At 66.3% G+C, this 16,748-nt stretch carries 11 protein-coding genes; 5 read left to right on the top strand and 6 right to left on the bottom strand.

All coding sequences use genetic code 11. From position 1 onward, the window contains the following. Window positions 1-84: 84 nt before the first annotated feature. The 5 genes from TSB10P1A_RS21330 to TSB10P1A_RS21350 all read right to left on the bottom strand — a co-directional run bounded on the left by TSB10P1A_RS21330 (window position 85) and on the right by TSB10P1A_RS21350 (window position 8,186). A complete protein-coding gene (locus TSB10P1A_RS21330) occupies window positions 85-1,245 on the bottom strand; it encodes an ABC transporter permease (protein WP_186389946.1) in 1,161 nt (386 codons plus the stop codon). Next, entirely contained in the window at window positions 1,245-2,264 is a 1,020-nt protein-coding gene (locus tag TSB10P1A_RS21335) for an ABC transporter permease (protein WP_186389947.1), read from the bottom strand. The genes TSB10P1A_RS21330 and TSB10P1A_RS21335 overlap by 1 nt, the downstream gene beginning before the upstream one ends. 39 nt (window positions 2,265-2,303) lie before the next feature. Then, window positions 2,304-4,217 (bottom strand): ABC transporter substrate-binding protein, encoded by a 1,914-nt coding sequence (locus tag TSB10P1A_RS21340; protein WP_186389948.1) that lies wholly within the window; start codon window positions 4,215-4,217, stop codon window positions 2,304-2,306. Beyond that, window positions 4,214-6,109, bottom strand: a complete 1,896-nt coding sequence (locus TSB10P1A_RS21345) for an ABC transporter ATP-binding protein (protein WP_186389949.1) — start codon at window positions 6,107-6,109, stop codon at window positions 4,214-4,216. Before TSB10P1A_RS21345 ends, TSB10P1A_RS21340 begins: the two co-directional genes overlap by 4 nt. Window positions 6,110-6,302: 193 nt before the next feature. Next, a complete protein-coding gene (locus TSB10P1A_RS21350) occupies window positions 6,303-8,186 on the bottom strand; it encodes an adenylate/guanylate cyclase domain-containing protein (protein ID WP_208985414.1) in 1,884 nt (627 codons plus the stop codon). Window positions 8,187-8,446: 260 nt separating this feature from the next. Between TSB10P1A_RS21350 and TSB10P1A_RS21355 the strand changes: the two genes are divergently transcribed. From TSB10P1A_RS21355 to TSB10P1A_RS21375, 5 genes are all read left to right on the top strand, one after another. After that, window positions 8,447-9,292 carry an alpha/beta hydrolase gene (locus TSB10P1A_RS21355; RefSeq protein ID WP_186389951.1) on the top strand — a complete coding sequence of 282 codons (846 nt, stop codon included), beginning with the start codon at window positions 8,447-8,449 and terminating at the stop codon, window positions 9,290-9,292. Between the two features lie 119 nt (window positions 9,293-9,411). Next, the gene (gene pepN / locus TSB10P1A_RS21360) at window positions 9,412-12,057 is read left to right on the top strand and encodes an aminopeptidase N (protein WP_186389952.1); all 2,646 of its coding nucleotides are present in this window, start codon (window positions 9,412-9,414) and stop codon (window positions 12,055-12,057) included. Window positions 12,058-12,313: 256 nt separating this feature from the next. Next, window positions 12,314-14,671, top strand: a complete 2,358-nt coding sequence (locus tag TSB10P1A_RS21365) for a PAS domain-containing sensor histidine kinase (RefSeq protein ID WP_186389953.1) — start codon at window positions 12,314-12,316, stop codon at window positions 14,669-14,671. Between the two features lie 205 nt (window positions 14,672-14,876). Next, the gene (locus tag TSB10P1A_RS21370; RefSeq protein WP_186389954.1) at window positions 14,877-15,224 is read left to right on the top strand and encodes a helix-turn-helix transcriptional regulator; all 348 of its coding nucleotides are present in this window, start codon (window positions 14,877-14,879) and stop codon (window positions 15,222-15,224) included. After that, window positions 15,214-15,690 carry an SRPBCC family protein gene (locus TSB10P1A_RS21375; protein ID WP_186389955.1) on the top strand — a complete coding sequence of 159 codons (477 nt, stop codon included), beginning with the start codon at window positions 15,214-15,216 and terminating at the stop codon, window positions 15,688-15,690. Before TSB10P1A_RS21370 ends, TSB10P1A_RS21375 begins: the two co-directional genes overlap by 11 nt. A gap of 118 nt (window positions 15,691-15,808) precedes the next feature. Here TSB10P1A_RS21375 and TSB10P1A_RS21380 read toward each other — a convergent pair whose 3' ends face one another. Beyond that, complete coding sequence (locus TSB10P1A_RS21380) at window positions 15,809-16,675, bottom strand: hypothetical protein (protein ID WP_186389956.1); 867 nt, start codon at window positions 16,673-16,675, stop codon at window positions 15,809-15,811. Between the last annotated feature and the right edge of the window lie 73 nt (window positions 16,676-16,748).

Raw genomic sequence — 16,748 nt, forward strand, 5'->3', positions numbered from 1 at the left:
CTTCCTGTTTGCCGGCCTGTCGACCGGTCTGTCAACGCCCCCCGGAAGCCGGCGCCGAAGCGCCGGCCTGCCTACGGCCGGACATCACTTATACGGGTCGGCGGCGTCACGCAAACCATCGCCAAGGAAATTGAACGCGAGCACCACGATGATGATCGGGACAACCGGCGCCATCAGCCAGGGATAGATGACGACGACGGAGATATCCTGAGCCTCGTTGAGCAGCACGCCCCAAGAGACCGCCGGACGGCGCAGCCCGAGGTTGAGATAGGAGAGTGCCGTCTCGCCGAGGATCATCGCCGGGATCGACAGGGATGCGGAGGCGATGATGTGGCTGGTGAAGCCCGGCAGCAGGTGCTTGCGAATGACCCGCGAGGGCGTTGCCCCCATCAGCAGCGCCGCCTTGGCATATTCCTCCTCGCGCAGCGCCAGCAGCTTCGAGCGGACAGCGCGGGCAAGACCCGGCCAGTCGAGCAGCCCGAGGATCACCGTGATGCCGAGATAGATCCACACCGGCGACCAGGTCACCGGCAGGGCCGCCGACAGTGCCATCCAGAGCGGCAGTTCGGGCAAGGACCGCAGGATCTCGATCAGCCGCTGGATGGCGCTGTCGATCAGGCCACCGAAGAAGCCGGCGATCCCGCCAAAGAACAGGCCGAGCACGATGGAAATCGTCACGCCGACAAGGCCGACCGTCAGCGACAGCCTGGCCCCATAGATCAGTCCCGACAGCACATCGCGGCCCAGCCGGTCGGTGCCGAGCAGATAGAACGTCCCCCCTTCGGCCGGACAGACCAGATGGAAGCTTGCATCGAACAGGCCCCAGAACCGGTATTTCGAGCCGAAACAGAGGAAGCGCAGCGGCTGCACGTCCTGGCGGTCTTCCGTGTAGACCCAGCGCACGGTCTCAAGGTCGACCTCCGCCTTCAGCCCATAGACGAAAGGCCCGACGAAGGAGCCTTCGTGGAACAGGCGCAGCGTCTGCGGCGGCGCGTAGAGATGGTCGTTGGAGCGCTGGTTCGGCGCGTAGGGGGCGATAATTTCCGCAAAGGGAACACAGAGATAGAACAGGATCAGGATCACGCCCGACCACACCGCGAGGCGGTGTCGTCGGAACTTCCACCACATGATCTGCCATTGCGAGGCCTGGTAATAGCGCTCCTGCGCCGGTGACAGCGTCTCCATCTCCGAAGGGTTGAAGGCCTCCGGGTTGACGTAGTGTTCGCTCTCGCTGCGCATGCTCATCACCCCTTCCTCCCGAACCGGATGCGCGGATCGAGCACCGCCAGCAGCAGATCGGAGACGAGCATGCCGATCAGCGTCAGCACCGCGACGAAGAGCAGGATGAAGCCCGCAAGGAACTGATCCTGCGATTGCAGCGCGTTGAGCAGCACCGGTCCAACGGTCGGAAGGTTCAGCACCACCGACACGATCACCGAACCGGACACGAGCGAGGGGATCAGGTTGCCGATGTCGGCGATGAAGGGATTGAGCGCCATGCGCAGCGGGTATTTCACCAGCAGGCGCGGCTCGCTCATCCCCTTGGCCCGAGCCGTCGTCACATACTGCCTGTGCAACTCGTCGAGCAGGTTCGCCCGCAGCCGCCGGATCATCGCCGCCGTTCCCGCCGTGCCGATGACGATCGTCGGCACGATCAGATGCGCCAGGACCGACAGCGCCTTCCCCACGCTCCAGGGCTGCCCGATATATTCGGGCGCCATCAGCCCGCCCACCGACAGGCCGAACCAGAGGTTGGCGAAGTAGAGCATGATCAGGCCGAGCAGGAAGTTCGGGGTCGCCAGACCGATATAGCCGATGAAGGTGAACCCGTAGTCGCCCCAGGAATATTGCCGGGTCGCGGAATAGATGCCGATCGGAAACGACACGACATAGACGAAGAGAATGGTCGCGGCGTTGAGCACGATGGTCAGCGGCAGGGTCGGCCCCACCACTTCGGCAACCGGCTTCTCATACTCGAAGGACCAGCCCCAGTTGCCCTGCAGCAGGCCGTCGAAACCGTGCACGCCGGGCCACAGGCCGATCCAGATCAGGTAGCGTTCCAGGAAGGGCCGGTCGAGCGCGAACTCCGCCCGCAGAAACTCGAGCTTGGCGATCGACGCGCTCTCGCCGGTCGCCCGCAGCGCCGCGATCTGATTGGAGATGTAGTCACCAGCCGGAAGCTCGATGATGACGAATGTCAGCAGACTGATCACGAAAAGCGTCGGGATCATCGTCAGCACCCGGCGCAGGATATAGTAGAGCATCAAGCGGTTCCCCCAGCGCCCCGCAGCGCCTTCCTCACGTCACTTCCGGTAGAATTCGTCCATGCGATGAATGCCGAACTGGGCCCCGGGATCCCAGCCGTAGATCCCGACCTTCGGAACGTTGCCGAGCCCCTTGACCACCACCGGCTGACGCACTTCCGACACCAGGCCGATATGGATCGTCTCCTCGGCGTGGATCTGCAGGATCTCGTGCCAGATCTCGGTGCGCTCCTCCGGCGTGCTGGAGCTCAGCCAGTCGTCATAAAGGCGCGTCAACCGGATGGCCGGTTCCCAGTCGGGCTGCTCGCCGGTCTGGCCATCGGTCTCGTACCAGTTGCCCCAGCGCGACCAGGACAGGAAGTCGCTACGCACCGGCGCGAAATCCTCCGGCGACATTTCCGAGGTCGGGATGCCGTTTTCGAACCCGGCCCAGACGGACATCACCAGCAGGCCGGCGAGCGCGCGTTCGCGGATGATGTCGCGCTGGCTCGGTTTGGCAAACAGCTTCACGCCGATCTCGCGCCAGGTCTCGCCGACCAGTTCCAGCGCGTCCAGTTCCTCCTGGCTTTCGCCGGTGGCCTCGACGATGATCTCCAGCGGCCGGCCGTCCGGCATCAGGCGCACCCCGTCGCCGCGCCGCTTGGTCAGCCCGATCTCGTCGAGCAGGCGGTTGGCCTCATCGGGGTCGAATTGCGCGTGCAGCTCGCGATATTCCGGGCGGTAGAGCGGGCTTTGCTCGAGCACCGTATCGTTGCCGGGCGTGGCGAGGCCCAGATACAGGACCTTGTTGATCATCTCCCGGTCGATCCCGAGCGACAGGGCCCGGCGGAAGCGCGTGTCCAGCATCAGTGTCCGCCAGACCGGATCGGCAACGGTCAGGTTCGGCTGCAACGAGATCTGCGATCCCTTGCTGATCGGCCACAGATAGGTCTCGAAACGGCCGAACCGTTCGCCCTGCTTCAGGATGGTGATGTCGGAGAAGCCGATATTGCGCGCCTGCAGGTCCGTCTCGCCGGCCTGGGTCTTGGCGGCGATGATCTTGCCGTCGGCGACGGTCATGACGACGCTGTCGAGATAGGGAAGCTGCTGACCGGCCGTGTCGACGCGGTGATAGAAGGGATTGCGGTGCAGGACGAAGCGCCGCTCGCCGTCGTCTGTCAGCCGCACCCAGGGCTGCAGGCTCGGCAGCTCCGGATTGCGGGCGTCGTACATGTCGTCCATCCGGTTGAACAGGGCCGCCCAACTCCGCAGCTTGCGCGCCTCGGCCTGCTTTTCCAGCGCCTGCAGGTCTCCGTAGCGAAGATGGAACTGCTTCAGATAGTGCGCGGGGCGATAGATGAAGGGCGGCCGCGACTTCGCCAATTCCGGCTTGAACAGCGGGTTCGGCGCGTCCCAGGTGAAGCGAACCGTCGTCTCGTCGATCACCTCGAAAACCGGCGGCTTGCCGCCGGCCAGCATGAATTGCGGCAGGCCGGAGGGCTGCAGCTCGGCGTTCGAGGCAACATCCTCGTACCAGAAGCGAATGTCTTCCGACGTGAAGGGATGGCCGTCGGACCATTTGTGGCCCTTGCGCAGGACCAGCGTGAAGCGGCGCCCGTCCTCCTCGATGAAGTCCTTGAGGATGTCGGGGACCAGTTCGAGGTCCTCGTTGTAGCCGACGAGCCGGGCATAGCCCCAGACGTTGATCAGCCGCACGTCGCGGGAGCGGCCGATCAGCGTGTCGATCCGGCCGCCCGGCGTGCCGATCTCGCGGCCGCGCGCCACCAGATCCACCACAAGCGGTTCCTCCGGCAGGCGCTCGGCCACCGGCGGCAGGTCGACGCCGATCCGCGGGACCAGCGACGGCGTTTCCTTGAGCGTCAACGCGGCCGCCGGAAGCCCGGCAAAGACCGTTGCCCAGACCGGGACGAGCGCGGACAGGACCAGCGCGGACAGGCGAGCACGGTGTCTCATTGGGCGGCCTCCATCGGCAGCGACCCGCTGTTGCCGGCAAGTCCGGGAGCGCAGACGAAATGTCCGCTCTCCACCTCCACAAGAGCCGGACGAACGCCGTCGACCAGCCGGTAGGGCTCCGGCCACAGGTCGGGTTCGGACGCCCGTCCCGCCTCCAGCGCGGCGAAGTCCAGCGGCGCGTTGAGGTCCGGTTCGGGCACCGAGGCAAGCAGCGCCCGGGTATAGGGGTGCAGCGGGTTCTCCACCACGTCCCGCGTGCTGCCGATCTCCACCACCCGGCCGCGGCACATGACGGCGAGCCGCTCGGCGATGTAGTCGACCACCGCGAGATTGTGGCTGACGAAAAGATAGGTGAGGCCGAGTTCCGTCTTCAGGTCGCGCAGCAGGTTGAGGATCTGCGCCTGGACCGACACGTCGAGCGCCGAGGTCGGCTCGTCGCACAGGATGAACTCGGGATTGAGGGCAAGCGCCCGGGCGATGCCGATCCGCTGGCGCTGGCCGCCGGAGAAGGAATGCGGATAGCGGCGCAGGAACCTCGGGTCCAGCCCGACGAGGCGCATCAGCTCGCGCACTCGCTCCGCCCGCTCCTCCGCCGTCCCGACATTGTGGATGATCAGCGGCTCCATCAGCAACTCGTTCACGGTCATGCGCGGGTTGAGCGAGGAGAACGGATCCTGGAAGATCAACTGGACACGCCGGCGATAGTCCAGCAGTTCCGCTCCCTTGAGGCTCCCCACCTCGACCGGGCCGTCGCCGCAATCGTATCGGATCGAGCCTTCGTCCACCTCGATGGCACGCAGGACCGCCTTGGCCGCGGTCGTCTTTCCCGAGCCGCTCTCGCCGACGAGACCGACGCATTCCCCGCGCCGCACCGTCAGGTTGACAGTGTCGAGCGCCAGAACACTGTGACCACCCTTGCCGAGGAAGAACCCGCCCTTGCGCGTGGTGAAGCGTTTGGTGACATTGGTGAGGCTCACCAGCGGCGCCCCGGCGGCGCAGGCGCGTTCCGAGCGCCCCTTCTTCAGGAACCCTTCCGCATGCGGCTCGATCGGCCGGATCGGCACCAGCCGCTCGCCTTCCGCCATGCCGAAACGCGGCACGGCGTTGAGCAGCGCCTTCAGATAGTCGTGCCGGGGCTCGGCGAAGAGCGCCTGCGCGCTGCCGCGCTCCATGATCCGGCCGTGATAGATCACCACCACGTCGTCCGCCATGTTGGCGACAACCCCGAAATCATGGGTGATGAGCAAGGTCGACATGTGCAGCTCGGCCTGCACATCCTTGATCAACTTGAGGATTTCCGCCTGGATCGTGACGTCGAGCGCCGTCGTCGGTTCATCCGCGATGAGCAGGGCCGGATGGCAGATCATCGCCATGGCGATCATCGCGCGCTGGCGCAGGCCGCCGGACAGTTCGAACGCATAGGAATCGAGCGCCCGCGCGGGGTCGGGAAAGCGGACCAGGCGCAGCATCTCGCGGGTGAGTTCGCGCGCCTCCTGGGGACCGACATCGCGATGCAGTTCCGCCGCCTCGCCGATCTGATCGCCGATGGTGTGCAGCGGCGACAGCGAGGTCATCGGTTCCTGAAAGATGATCGCGATGCGATTGCCGCGGATCGCACGCATCTTTGCGCCCTTGCGGTCGAGGGCGGCGATATCCACCGGCGCGGCGGTCTCGCTCTCCTGGAACAGGACGCGGCCGCCCGTGACCTGCGCCTTTTCCGGCAGCAGCCCCATGATCGTCTGCGAGATCACGGTCTTGCCCGAGCCGGATTCTCCGACCAGCGCCACCGTCCGGTTGCGGGGAACCGAGAACGAGACGTCGTCGACGGCTCGCATACGCCCCTCTCCCGTCAGGAAATCCACGGTGAGACCGTCGATTGTCAGAACATCCACGCGGCTTGTCCTCCAGGCGCCCTCATTGTGCCGTTGTCGCGCCATTATAGGAGGCGATCGCCCGCATGAAAGTGCCCGGCACCCCCTCCCCCCTGTCGCTACTTACCAGTGCTAGCGCAGGCGCGTGTGACCGGCATCACAAAATCATGACACAGGCTTGAAAAACCGGTGTGAAAGGCCCATGCGACCGGACTCAACCGGCCAGCGTGAGGCCCGATCCGGCCGGACACAGGTTCTCCGGCTCCACCGTGTCGTCCAGCCGCCACACCGCGATCGCCTCGCTGCGGCCGCGGAAACGGTGCGTCCCGACCTTGAGCGCGGCACCGGGAGCGATCATCCCGCCGGACTGGGCCTGGATGCGGCAGACAGCCGTGTCGCTCGCCAGGATCACCACCTCGTCCCGTGGCGCCACCTCGCGGCCGAAGGACTGCAGCCTCTCGCACAGGTTCACCGCATCGCCCACCACGGTGTAGTTCCAGCGGTCGAGCGCCCCGACATTGCCCACCACCACGCGGCCGGTGTGCAGGCCGATGCGCACGTGCACGGCCTTTCCGCCGTTCTCCCGCGCCCTTGCATTTTCCTGCCGCAGGGCCGCCGCGATGCCGAGACAGGCGCGCGCGGCGGCCAGCGCATGATCCGCCCGCTCGTCCGGCGCGCCCCAGAAGGCCAGCATGCCGTCGCCGATGAACTTGTCGACCGTCCCCCCCTCCCGTTCGACGGCCGCAACGAGAAGCGCGAAATGCTCGTTGAGCACGTCCGCCGTCTCCGCTGCGGTGAGGTTCTCCGACAGGGAGGTGAAGCCGACGATATCGGTGAAGATGAATGTCAGGTCGCGCTCGCTCGCCACTGCGGCCCGATCCATGCCGAGGCGCATCAGCTTGCGAAACAGCGAGCGCGGAACATAGGTGTTCATCGCCCTCAGGCCGCTCACCATGGCATTGAACGCCTGGAACACCTGGTCGATCTCGCGCACGCGGTTGCGCGGCAGGCGCTCGACGCGGTCGAAGTCGAGTTCCCCGATGAAGCGGGCCTGGCGGGAGATTTCCGCCAGCGGCCGGGTCGCCCTGCGCACCAGCAGAACCGACAGACCGATCGCCACGAAGATGGAAACCAGGCCGACCACCGCGGAGCCGAACAGCCGCCGGACCTCCCGCGATATCGACGAGGCCACATAGTACTGCCCCACCGTCCACACGCCCGGACCATAGCCGGCGATCACTTTGGTCATCGAGAGATAGTCCGGCTCGCCGTCATCGCTTTCCAGGTCCCGCACCTCGACGCCGGCGGCGCTGGCCCGCTGGAAATTCTCCAGCGGCCGCGATGTCGACAGGCGCATCAGCGCCTTGTCGCCGAGCGCCTCGACGGTCACCGGCAAGCGCGGAACCTCCCCTCCCGGAGCGGCGAAGTCCTCCAGGTCCGAATGGGCGATCACCTCATTGCCGTTGGCGATGATGAAAACCGTGGAATACGCTCCCTCGTCGAGCTGTCGGGCGGTTCGGCCCAGTTCCTCGATCGACACGGCGGCCGTCAGAAAGCCGACCAGCGCGCCGCCCCGGACCAGCGGGACGGTGACGTTGGCATAGAGCACGTCCCCCGAAGTCACCAGCGGGCCCCAGGTCGCGGGCGAAGCCGCGGTCATGTTCGGCAGCGCGTAGAGCTTCGCTTCCTCGGGGATCTGTTGCCTGCGGAACGGCCAGAGCTGTCCGTCCGGCGAACGATAGATGCCGAAGCCGTCGCCCGCCGTGTCGTTGACGACGAGGGCATCGAGAGACGGGTTGGCATATACGGCGGCGGTCAGTTCGGCGCGCAGGTCCTCCAGATGGCCGTCGAGCTCCCGTTCGTCGAACACGGTCTTGAGCTGCACGACGGCCTGCGAGGCGAGATCCAGATGGTCTCGCAGCCGCCGTTCCAGCGCATTGGTGGTCAGCACGGCCTTGTCGTTCAGCAGGGAATAGGTGTTGCGCATGTTGGCGGTCACCGCCAGGCCCAGCACCAGCAGCATCGAGACGCCGATCAGCAGCCCGAAAGCCAGGCCCACCACCCAGGTAATCGAATAGACGCGCTGTTCCTCGTCCACGCGCTCAATTTTCCCATCGGTCATGCGTCGCCGCGCCATCCCTGCAATTTCGGCCCCGTCCGATATCCGTCGTGTCTTCCCATCGCATATCAGCGGTTACCGTTTCCGAAACAATAAGCCGGATTGCGTCCGAAACGCGACCCCACGGCGGCAAATCGCGCGGCGCCTGGCTTCCGTCAGGGAGCGGGCATCCCGGCGCCCGTCGGCGATGCCGCGCGCTCTCTGTACTCGGCTCGGCGCAGCCGCTAAGAGGAAACTCAATGAACGGGAGCGAGCGCGTGATCGACTACGAGGCCGAATACAACAACCGGGCGCTTGTGCCGGAACACCCGGCGATCATCGAGGGCTGGGCGCGCGACGCGGCCCGGTACCGCGAAGAGGCCGTCTGCGCGCTGGCAACGGCTTACGAACTGGGCGAGCGCACGGTCTATGACCTTTTCCTCCCGGAGAGCGGCATGCCGGCTCGCGGCCCTCTCGGCCTCTTCATTCATGGCGGCTACTGGCAGGCGCTCGACCGGAGCTTCTTTTCGCATATGGCGCGCGGCGCCAACGCCCATGGGGTGCCGGTGGCCGTTGCCAGCTACACCCTGTGCCCGCAGGTCCGCGTCGGCGACATCATCGAGGAAATGCGCCGGCTGGCTGGTCATCTGTGGGAGCGCTACCGCCGTCCGGTGGTTGCCTACGGCCATTCGGCGGGCGGACACCTTGCCGCGTCGCTGCTGGCGACGGACTGGGGCAGCCGCGGCCTGCCACGGCGGCTGGTGCCCGCCGGCCTCGCCATTTCCGGCGTGTTCGACCTCCAGCCGCTGATCGGCACCTCGATCAACGAGAAGCTGCGCCTCGATCGCAAGGAGGCGATCGACGTCTCGCCGATCGCCTTCGCGGCACCGGCCGGGACGCATCTGATCGCCGCCGTCGGAGGGGGCGAATCCTCCGAGTTCATCCGCCAGTCGCGAGTGATCGCCGACATCTGGGCACGCGGCGGCGTGGAGACGGAACTCGACATTCGCGGCCAGGACAACCATTTCACCGTCATCGGACCGCTAGCGGATCCCGACAGCGACCTGACCCACCGTCTGGTGACGATGGCCCGGTCGATCTGCTGATCGCCGGATACCGCGCCGCGCCAGCGCGCGCGGTCCCGATGACCCTATTCAATGCGCGCGGACTGGTTTCCGTTGAGGTTGGGAACCCACATGCCGCAGCGCTGCAGGAAGGAGCCTCGATGCGCCCCGATTCTCCCGCCCCCGTGCGTCTGGAAGACTACAGACCGGCCGCCTACCGCATCTCGACGGTCGATCTCGACATCCGTCTTGCGCCACGGGCGGCGAAGGTCCGTGCCCGGCTGGCCCTGGAGCGGGCGCCGGGGACCGTTCCGGGAACGCCGCTGGTGCTGGATGGCGACGAACTGCGGCTCACCGCCCTGTCGCTCGACGGGCGGGCGCTTGCCGACACCGACTGCACCATCACCCCAGACAGGCTCGAGATCGCCTCGCCGCCGGCGGGTCCCTTCACGCTGGAAATCGAAACGGTGCTCGATCCCGACGCGAACACCAAGCTGATGGGGCTCTACCGGTCGAACGGCACCTATTGCACCCAGTGCGAGGCGGAGGGCTTCCGGCGCATCACCTATTTCCTGGATCGGCCCGACTGCCTCGCGGTCTACACCACCCGCATCGAGGCGCGCGTCAGCGAGGCGCCCGTGCTGCTGGGCAATGGCAATCCCGTGGAAAGCGGGCCGGTGCCGGGCACCGACCGCCACTATGCCGTCTGGCACGATCCGCATCCCAAGCCGGCCTATCTCTTCGCCATGGTGGCGGGCGATCTCGCCTGCGTCCGCGACAGTTTCCGGACCTGCGAGGGGCGCGACGTGGCGCTCAACATCTATGTCGAGCATGGCAACGAAGGCGCCTGCGGCTGGGCCATGGACAGTCTGAAGCGTTCCATGGTCTGGGACGAGGAAGTGTTCGGGCGGGCCTATGACCTCGACGTGTTCAACATCGTCGCCGTGTCCGACTTCAACATGGGCGCGATGGAGAACAAGGGCCTCAACATCTTCAACGACAAATATGTGCTGGCCAGGCCCGAGACGGCGACCGATCAGGACTATGCCGGCATCGAGACCGTGATCGCCCACGAGTACTTCCACAACTGGACGGGAAATCGCATCACCTGCCGCGACTGGTTCCAGCTCTGCCTGAAGGAAGGGCTGACGGTGTTCCGCGACCAGGAGTTTTCCGCCGACATGCGCTCGCGCGCCGTCAAGCGCATCGCCGATGTGCGGCTGCTCAAGTCGCACCAGTTTCCGGAGGATGCCGGCCCCCTCGCCCATCCCGTCCGGCCCCGGCTCTATCACGAGATCAACAACTTCTACACGGCGACGGTCTACGAGAAGGGGGCCGAGGTCGTGCGGATGCTGAAGAGCCTGATCGGCGACGCGGCGTTTCGGGCGGGCATGGACCTCTACTTCCGTCGCCACGACGGCGAGGCGACCACGATCGAGGCGTTTCTCGCATGTTTCCAGGAGGCAAGCGGCCTCGATCTTGACCAGTTCTCGCTCTGGTACGAGCAGGCCGGCACGCCGGTGCTGAAGGTCGACAGTTCCTACGAGAACGAAGCCGGCCGTCTCACCCTCACCTTCCGCCAGCACCTGCCGCCCTCTCCCGGGCAGAGCGAGAAGAAGCCGATGCACATTCCCGTGCGCGTCGGTCTGATGGGCGCGGACGGGCGCGAACTCGTGCCGGCGGGTGTCGCCGGCGCGGAGGTTACCGGTGACGTCCTGCACATCCGCTCGCCACAGCAAACGGTGGTTTTTTCCGGGCTGACGGAACGGGCCGTGCCGTCGGTGCTGCGCGGCTTCTCGGCGCCCATCTCGCTCAAGACCGATCTCGGCGAGGCCGACCTGCTGTTCCTTGCGGCCAACGACAAGGACCCCTTCAACCGCTGGGAAGCGCTGCAGAGCGTCGTGATGACGACGCTCATCGCCGCCACGGCCGGCACCGCACGCCAGGATCCGGTCGCCATCAGCCCGGCGCTGATCGCAGCCTTCGCCGCCAATGTCGCGGACGACACCCTGGAACCCGCGTTCCGCGCCCTGTGTCTGCAACTTCCGGGCGAGGCCGACATCGCCCGCGAGATCGGCCACAATGTCGATCCGGACGCGATTCATGCGGCGCGCGCCGCCATCCGCCGCATTGTCGCCGACGACATCGCGCCGGAGATCCTGGCCACCTACGAGGCGATGCGCGACGGCGCGACCTTTTCGCCCGATGCCCGCTCCGCCGGTCGAAGGGCCCTGCGCAACACGCTTCTCGACTATCTCGGGCACGGGTCGGACCCCGCCGGGGCGGCGCGCGTGCAGGCGCATTTCGAGGCGGCGGACAACATGACCGACCGTTTCGCCGCCCTGACCGTGCTCATTCACGCGGATCTGCCGGGGCGGGCCGAGGCGCTCGCGGCCTATGAGGCGCGCTACCACGCGGTGCCGCTGGCGATGGACAAGTGGTTCATGGCGCAGGCAACGGCCCCCAGCGGCGCGACCCTCGACCGCGTCCGCGACCTCACCGGCCATCCGGCCTTCTCTCCGGCCAATCCGAACCGGGTCCGCGCGCTGGTCGGCGCCTTCGCCAGCGGCAACCAGAGCCAGTTCAACCGTCCGGACGGGGCCGGCTTCACCTTCGTCGCCGATTTCGCCCGCGATCTCGACCGGCGCAATCCGCAGGCGGCGGCGCGCATGATGTCCGCCTTCCGCTCGTGGCGGGCGCTGGAGCCTGGCCGGCGCGCCCATGCCGAGGCCGCCCTGCGGCGCCTTGCGGCGGAGGGGGACCTGTCCGCCGACATGCGGGACATCGTCGAGCGCTGCCTGCAATAGCCGGCCGGTGAAGTGCATCGAATCAGGCTTTCGGGCCGCCTGGGCAGTCATCCGTGGCGGCCCGGGCGGCCCTTTCCATATTCGCCCCACGGGACTCGCAAGAGTTGTGCGTTCTGCAAATCACGTTAAGCTTCCATTAACTATATTTTTCTTGGGGGACTCTGGACAACGCAGGCGAATGCGATTCAAATGAAGATGATTCGAGCGCCGGTTGCGTTCTGTTTGCGGCAAAATCGACACATCGGGAGCCATTACGATGGCGCGTGCCTTTGCAGGGGCGGCGTCCGCGCGTCGATTCGCGGACTTGTTGAAGCGGCAGCGTGACTCGCAGTCGCTGACCGGGCACATCCGCCTGCTGGCGCAGCCCGCCTATCAGCGACTGTTGACGGCGGAACCGTTCTTCCGCCGCGCCATCCCGATCCTCTGCATCGTCTTCATCGCCACGCTCGCCACCTACCGCGCCCTCACCCTGTCCTACGATCACGAGGAAACCGACCAGCGGGCGCGCGACGACCTCACCATGATCGCGACCACCCTGTCGGCGCGCCTGTCGACCGCCGAGGCGGCACTGCCGGAGCAGGGGTTCAGCACGGCACTGCAGGCGGCGCTGGCCGACAGCCTGCCGCCGCGCGCCACCGGCGACGGGCGCCGCATCCTGGTCGCCGATCCGGACGGCGTCATCATGGCCACCGCGCCGATCCGCTCCGATCTGGAGGGGCGCATGCTCTCCGACCTGCTGGGCGCCGGGCAGCCGCTGACCATCTTCGGAGCCCGTGCCGGCGTCCTCACCATCTCCACGACGGAGGCCGGCGAGGCCTATGCCACCGTGCATCATCTGGAAGGCCGGCTCGGCATGGTCGCGCTGATCCAGTCGAAGGACACGATCTTTGCCGGATGGCGGGCCAGCGTCTCGGCCAATGTTACGCTCTTTGTCGGAACCGCGTCGGTGCTGCTCGTGCTCATCTACGCCTTCTTCGCGCAGGCGACCCGGGCCGAGCAGGCCGACCAGATCTATGCCGCGACCCGCGCGCGCATCGACCTTGCGCTCAATCGCGGCCGCTGCGGGCTGTTCGACTGGGACCTGTCGCGCGGGCGCATCTTCTGGTCCGCCTCGCTTTACGAAATGCTCGGTCTGCAGCCGCGCGACGACATTCTCGGCTTTTCCGAAATCTCCGCGCTGACCCATCCCGACGACATCGACCTCTACCAACTGGCGGAATCGCTGCTGGAAACCGGCGAGACCACCGTCGACCGCATGTTCCGCATGCGCCATGCCAATGGCGAATGGGTGTGGCTGCGCGCCCGCGCCGAGGTCCAGACCGAGCCGGGCATCGCCGAGCCGCACCTGATCGGCATCTGCATCGACGTCACCGAGCAGAAGCAGCTTGCCGAGCAGAGCCGCACTGCCGACCTGCGCCTGCGCGATGCGATCGAGACGATTTCCGAGGCCTTCGTCCTGTGGGACACGGAAAACCGTCTGGTGATGTGCAATTCCAACTATCAGACGCTGCACAATCTGCCGAATTCCGCCATCAAGGCCGGCACGCCCTATGCCCAGGTGATGGCCTCGGCCCGCCAGACCGTGGTTTCGGCGAGCCCCACCATCGGCAGCGACGCCTCCGATCCGTCCTCGTCCTACGAGGCCCAGCTCGCCGACGGCCGCTGGCTGCAGATCTCCGAGCGGCGCACCAAGGACGGCGGCTTCGTCTCGGTCGGCACCGACATCACCGCGCTGAAGCGGCACGAGGAAAAGCTGATGGAGAGCGAGCGGCGGCTGATGGCCACCGTCGCCGACCTGCGCCAGTCCCGCCAGAAGCTGGAAGTGCAGGCGCAGCAGCTCGTCGAGCTTGCCGAAAAATATTCCGAGGAGAAGACCAAGGCCGAAGAGGCCAACCAGGCGAAGTCCGAATTCCTCGCCAACATCTCGCATGAGCTGCGCACGCCGCTCAACGCCATCATCGGCTTCTCGGAGATCATGGACCAGGGCATGTTCGGCCCGCTCGGCTCCGACAAGTACCGCGAATACTGCGCCGACATCCATGACAGCGGCCGCTATCTGCTGAACGTGATCAACGACATTCTCGACATGTCGAAGATCGAGGCCGGCCGCATGGAGCTGAAGCGCGAGGCGGTCAATCTCGGCGCCATCGTCACCGACGTGTCGCGCATCATCTCGGCAGCCGCGGCGGAGAAGACCATTTCCGTCACCTGCGAGACCGAGGAGGGCCTGTCGCTCTCCGCCGACCGGCGCGCCGTCAAGCAGGTGCTGCTCAACCTGCTCGCCAACGCGGTCAAGTTCACCCCCGACGGCGGCTCGGTGACGCTGGCTGCGACCCACGGCCGGATGGACGGCGCCGATGCGGTGGTCATCGCCATCTCGGACACCGGCATCGGCATTCGCGAGAGCGACATCGTCCGGCTCGCCAAGCCCTTCGTGCAGGTGGAGAACCAGTTCACCAAGACGCACAAGGGCTCCGGGCTTGGCCTTGCCATCGCCCAGTCGCTCGTCAAGTTGCATGACGGCACGATGGAGATCCGCTCCGCCGTCGGCAAGGGCACCACGGTGACCGTCACCCTGCCGGTCGACATGCGCCCGGCCAGCAAGGCGGCGTGACGGGCGGGGCGAGCGCATCTTCCCTTCGGCGTCTCCGGCAAAGGCCCCCTGCGGGGCCTTTTTCGTTGCCCGTCCCTCCCCTTTTCGTTGCTCGGTCCTCCCCTGCATGCCTGCGACACCACGCCGCCCACTTGCGCCTTCCAGAAAGTTAGGCGGTGACCTAAGTTTCTATTGACCTCCTTGTGATAGCTGGATAGTTAGGCACATGGCTAAGCATGATCCGAAGCTGAACCTCAAATTTGCCGCCCTGAGTGACGAGACCCGCAGGGCTGTGGTCACGCGCCTCGCACGGGGGCCGGCTTCGGTGAGTGAACTGGCCTCGGCTCACGCCATGGCCCTGCCTTCGTTCATGGGACATCTGGCCAAGCTGGAAGCAGCGGGCCTGATCGAGACGACGAAGACGGGACGCGTGAGGCATTGCCGGCTATCGGCGGACGGAATCGCACCGGTGACGCACTGGCTGGCGGAGCAGCAGGCCCTGTGGACCTCGCGGCTGGACCAGTTCGACGCCTATGTCACCCAGCTTGTGAAAGAGAGAAACGATGAAACTTGATCCGCAAACCGATCTCATCCTGACGCGCACGCTCAAGGCGCCGCGCGCGATCCTTTGGGAATGCTGGACGACGCCCGCGCATATCAAGCACTTCTTCGTGCCGAGGCCCCACAAGGTGACGGCCTGCGACATCGACCTGCGCGTCGGCGGCCGTTTCAACACCACCTTCGAGGTCGAAGGCAACGAGATGGCGAACGAAGGCGTGTTCCTGGAGGTCGTGCCGCAGGAGAAGCTGGTCTTCACCGATGCCTATACCGAAGGCTGGAAGCCGGCGCCGGACCCGTTCATGACAGCCCTCCTGCTGCTGGAGGACGCCGCAGAAGGCGGCACGAAATACACCGCCATTGCCCGGCACCGCTCCACCGATGCGCGCAAGACCCATGAGGACATGGGCTTCCACGACGGCTGGGGCACGGTGTGTGAACAACTCGACGCCTATGCGCTGGACATCCTGAAGTCGCGATAGGCGCGGGTCCGACAGGCTCCACGAGACAGGCGCCACGAGACAGGCGCCACGAGATGGGCGCCACGAGATGGGCGCCACCAGACGGTCGGGATCGGGGCGGCGGCGCCGCCCCGGCCGATCAATCGACGAGGCCGTCCTCGTCGAAGAACGCCTTCTCCTGCACCGCGCCGAAGAGCTGGCCGAGCCCCTGCCCGGCCTCGCTCAGGCTGTTGCAGGCCAGTTCGACCTGCAGGGTCCGCCCCTCATAGAGCAGGACGCCGCCTTCCATGTCCTTCTCCGGGTCGGCCGGCCCCCGGCTGATCATGCGCTCATAGACGACATAGGTGTAATCCCCGGACACCAGACCGAGGCGGGTGTCGTAGCCGCCGGAATAGCCGAGCGAATGGATCATGAAGCGTTCGACGCTGCCATCGGCCGTGCCGGGGAGTTCCAGGTCCGGCGCGACCAGCGGCCCCTGCCGCACGGACAGCGCCGAGACACCGGCGGCGGCGCAGACGGACAGCACGTCGCCGTCCTGGAGTTCGCAGGACAGAAGCACCTGTTCCGTGTCGAGACAGTGTCCGCCCGAGATGTCGTCGCTGGCGTGATCGGGAACGTTGTCGAAGCCGCTTCTCTCGCTGCCGTTGCAGGGCACCGGCTCGAAGCGGCCGTGATCGGCGACGATCGCGCCGCCGTCGATCCGCCATCTGTGGTCCCCGACCTGGCGATCCTCCTCGATCTCCGTTTCGACCGTGACATCGAGCCAGTCGCCCGACCGCGTGCCGGTGATCTTGCTTTCCCAACTGGTGTAATAGCGCTGTTCGTGATCCTGCACGGTGCCGTGCTCGGTTCCTGCAACGGGACCGTCCGTATCGGGCAGGTTGAGAACCATCGCCGCCTCGCTCGTCTTGGTCTCCATGGCGAAGCAGCGCTCCTCGGCCATGGCCGCGGACGAAAGAGCGGTCAAACAGGCGAATGCAAGCGCGGCGCGACGAGGCGTGATCACGGCAATGTCCGATCGAAAAGGCGGCGGAGGACGCAACAGGTTGCGAGAGAATGCAAACAATCCGGTCGGCATG

It is taken from the genome of Stappia sp. TSB10P1A (assembly GCF_900185725.1).
Taxonomy (GTDB): domain Bacteria; phylum Pseudomonadota; class Alphaproteobacteria; order Rhizobiales; family Stappiaceae; genus Stappia.

What these genes read in the sequence shown, in the direction of transcription:
- TSB10P1A_RS21330 (WP_186389946.1), bottom strand. Translation starts at nt 1,245, where the DNA reads ATGAGCATGCGCAGCGAGAGCGAACACTACGTCAACCCGGAGGCCTTC.
- TSB10P1A_RS21335 (WP_186389947.1), bottom strand. Translation starts at nt 2,264, where the DNA reads ATGCTCTACTATATCCTGCGCCGGGTGCTGACGATGATCCCGACGCTT.
- TSB10P1A_RS21340 (WP_186389948.1), bottom strand. Translation starts at nt 4,217, where the DNA reads ATGAGACACCGTGCTCGCCTGTCCGCGCTGGTCCTGTCCGCGCTCGTC.
- TSB10P1A_RS21355 (WP_186389951.1), top strand. Translation starts at nt 8,447, where the DNA reads ATGAACGGGAGCGAGCGCGTGATCGACTACGAGGCCGAATACAACAAC.
- pepN (WP_186389952.1), top strand. Translation starts at nt 9,412, where the DNA reads ATGCGCCCCGATTCTCCCGCCCCCGTGCGTCTGGAAGACTACAGACCG.
- TSB10P1A_RS21365 (WP_186389953.1), top strand. Translation starts at nt 12,314, where the DNA reads ATGGCGCGTGCCTTTGCAGGGGCGGCGTCCGCGCGTCGATTCGCGGAC.
- TSB10P1A_RS21370 (WP_186389954.1), top strand. Translation starts at nt 14,877, where the DNA reads ATGGCTAAGCATGATCCGAAGCTGAACCTCAAATTTGCCGCCCTGAGT.
- TSB10P1A_RS21375 (WP_186389955.1), top strand. Translation starts at nt 15,214, where the DNA reads ATGAAACTTGATCCGCAAACCGATCTCATCCTGACGCGCACGCTCAAG.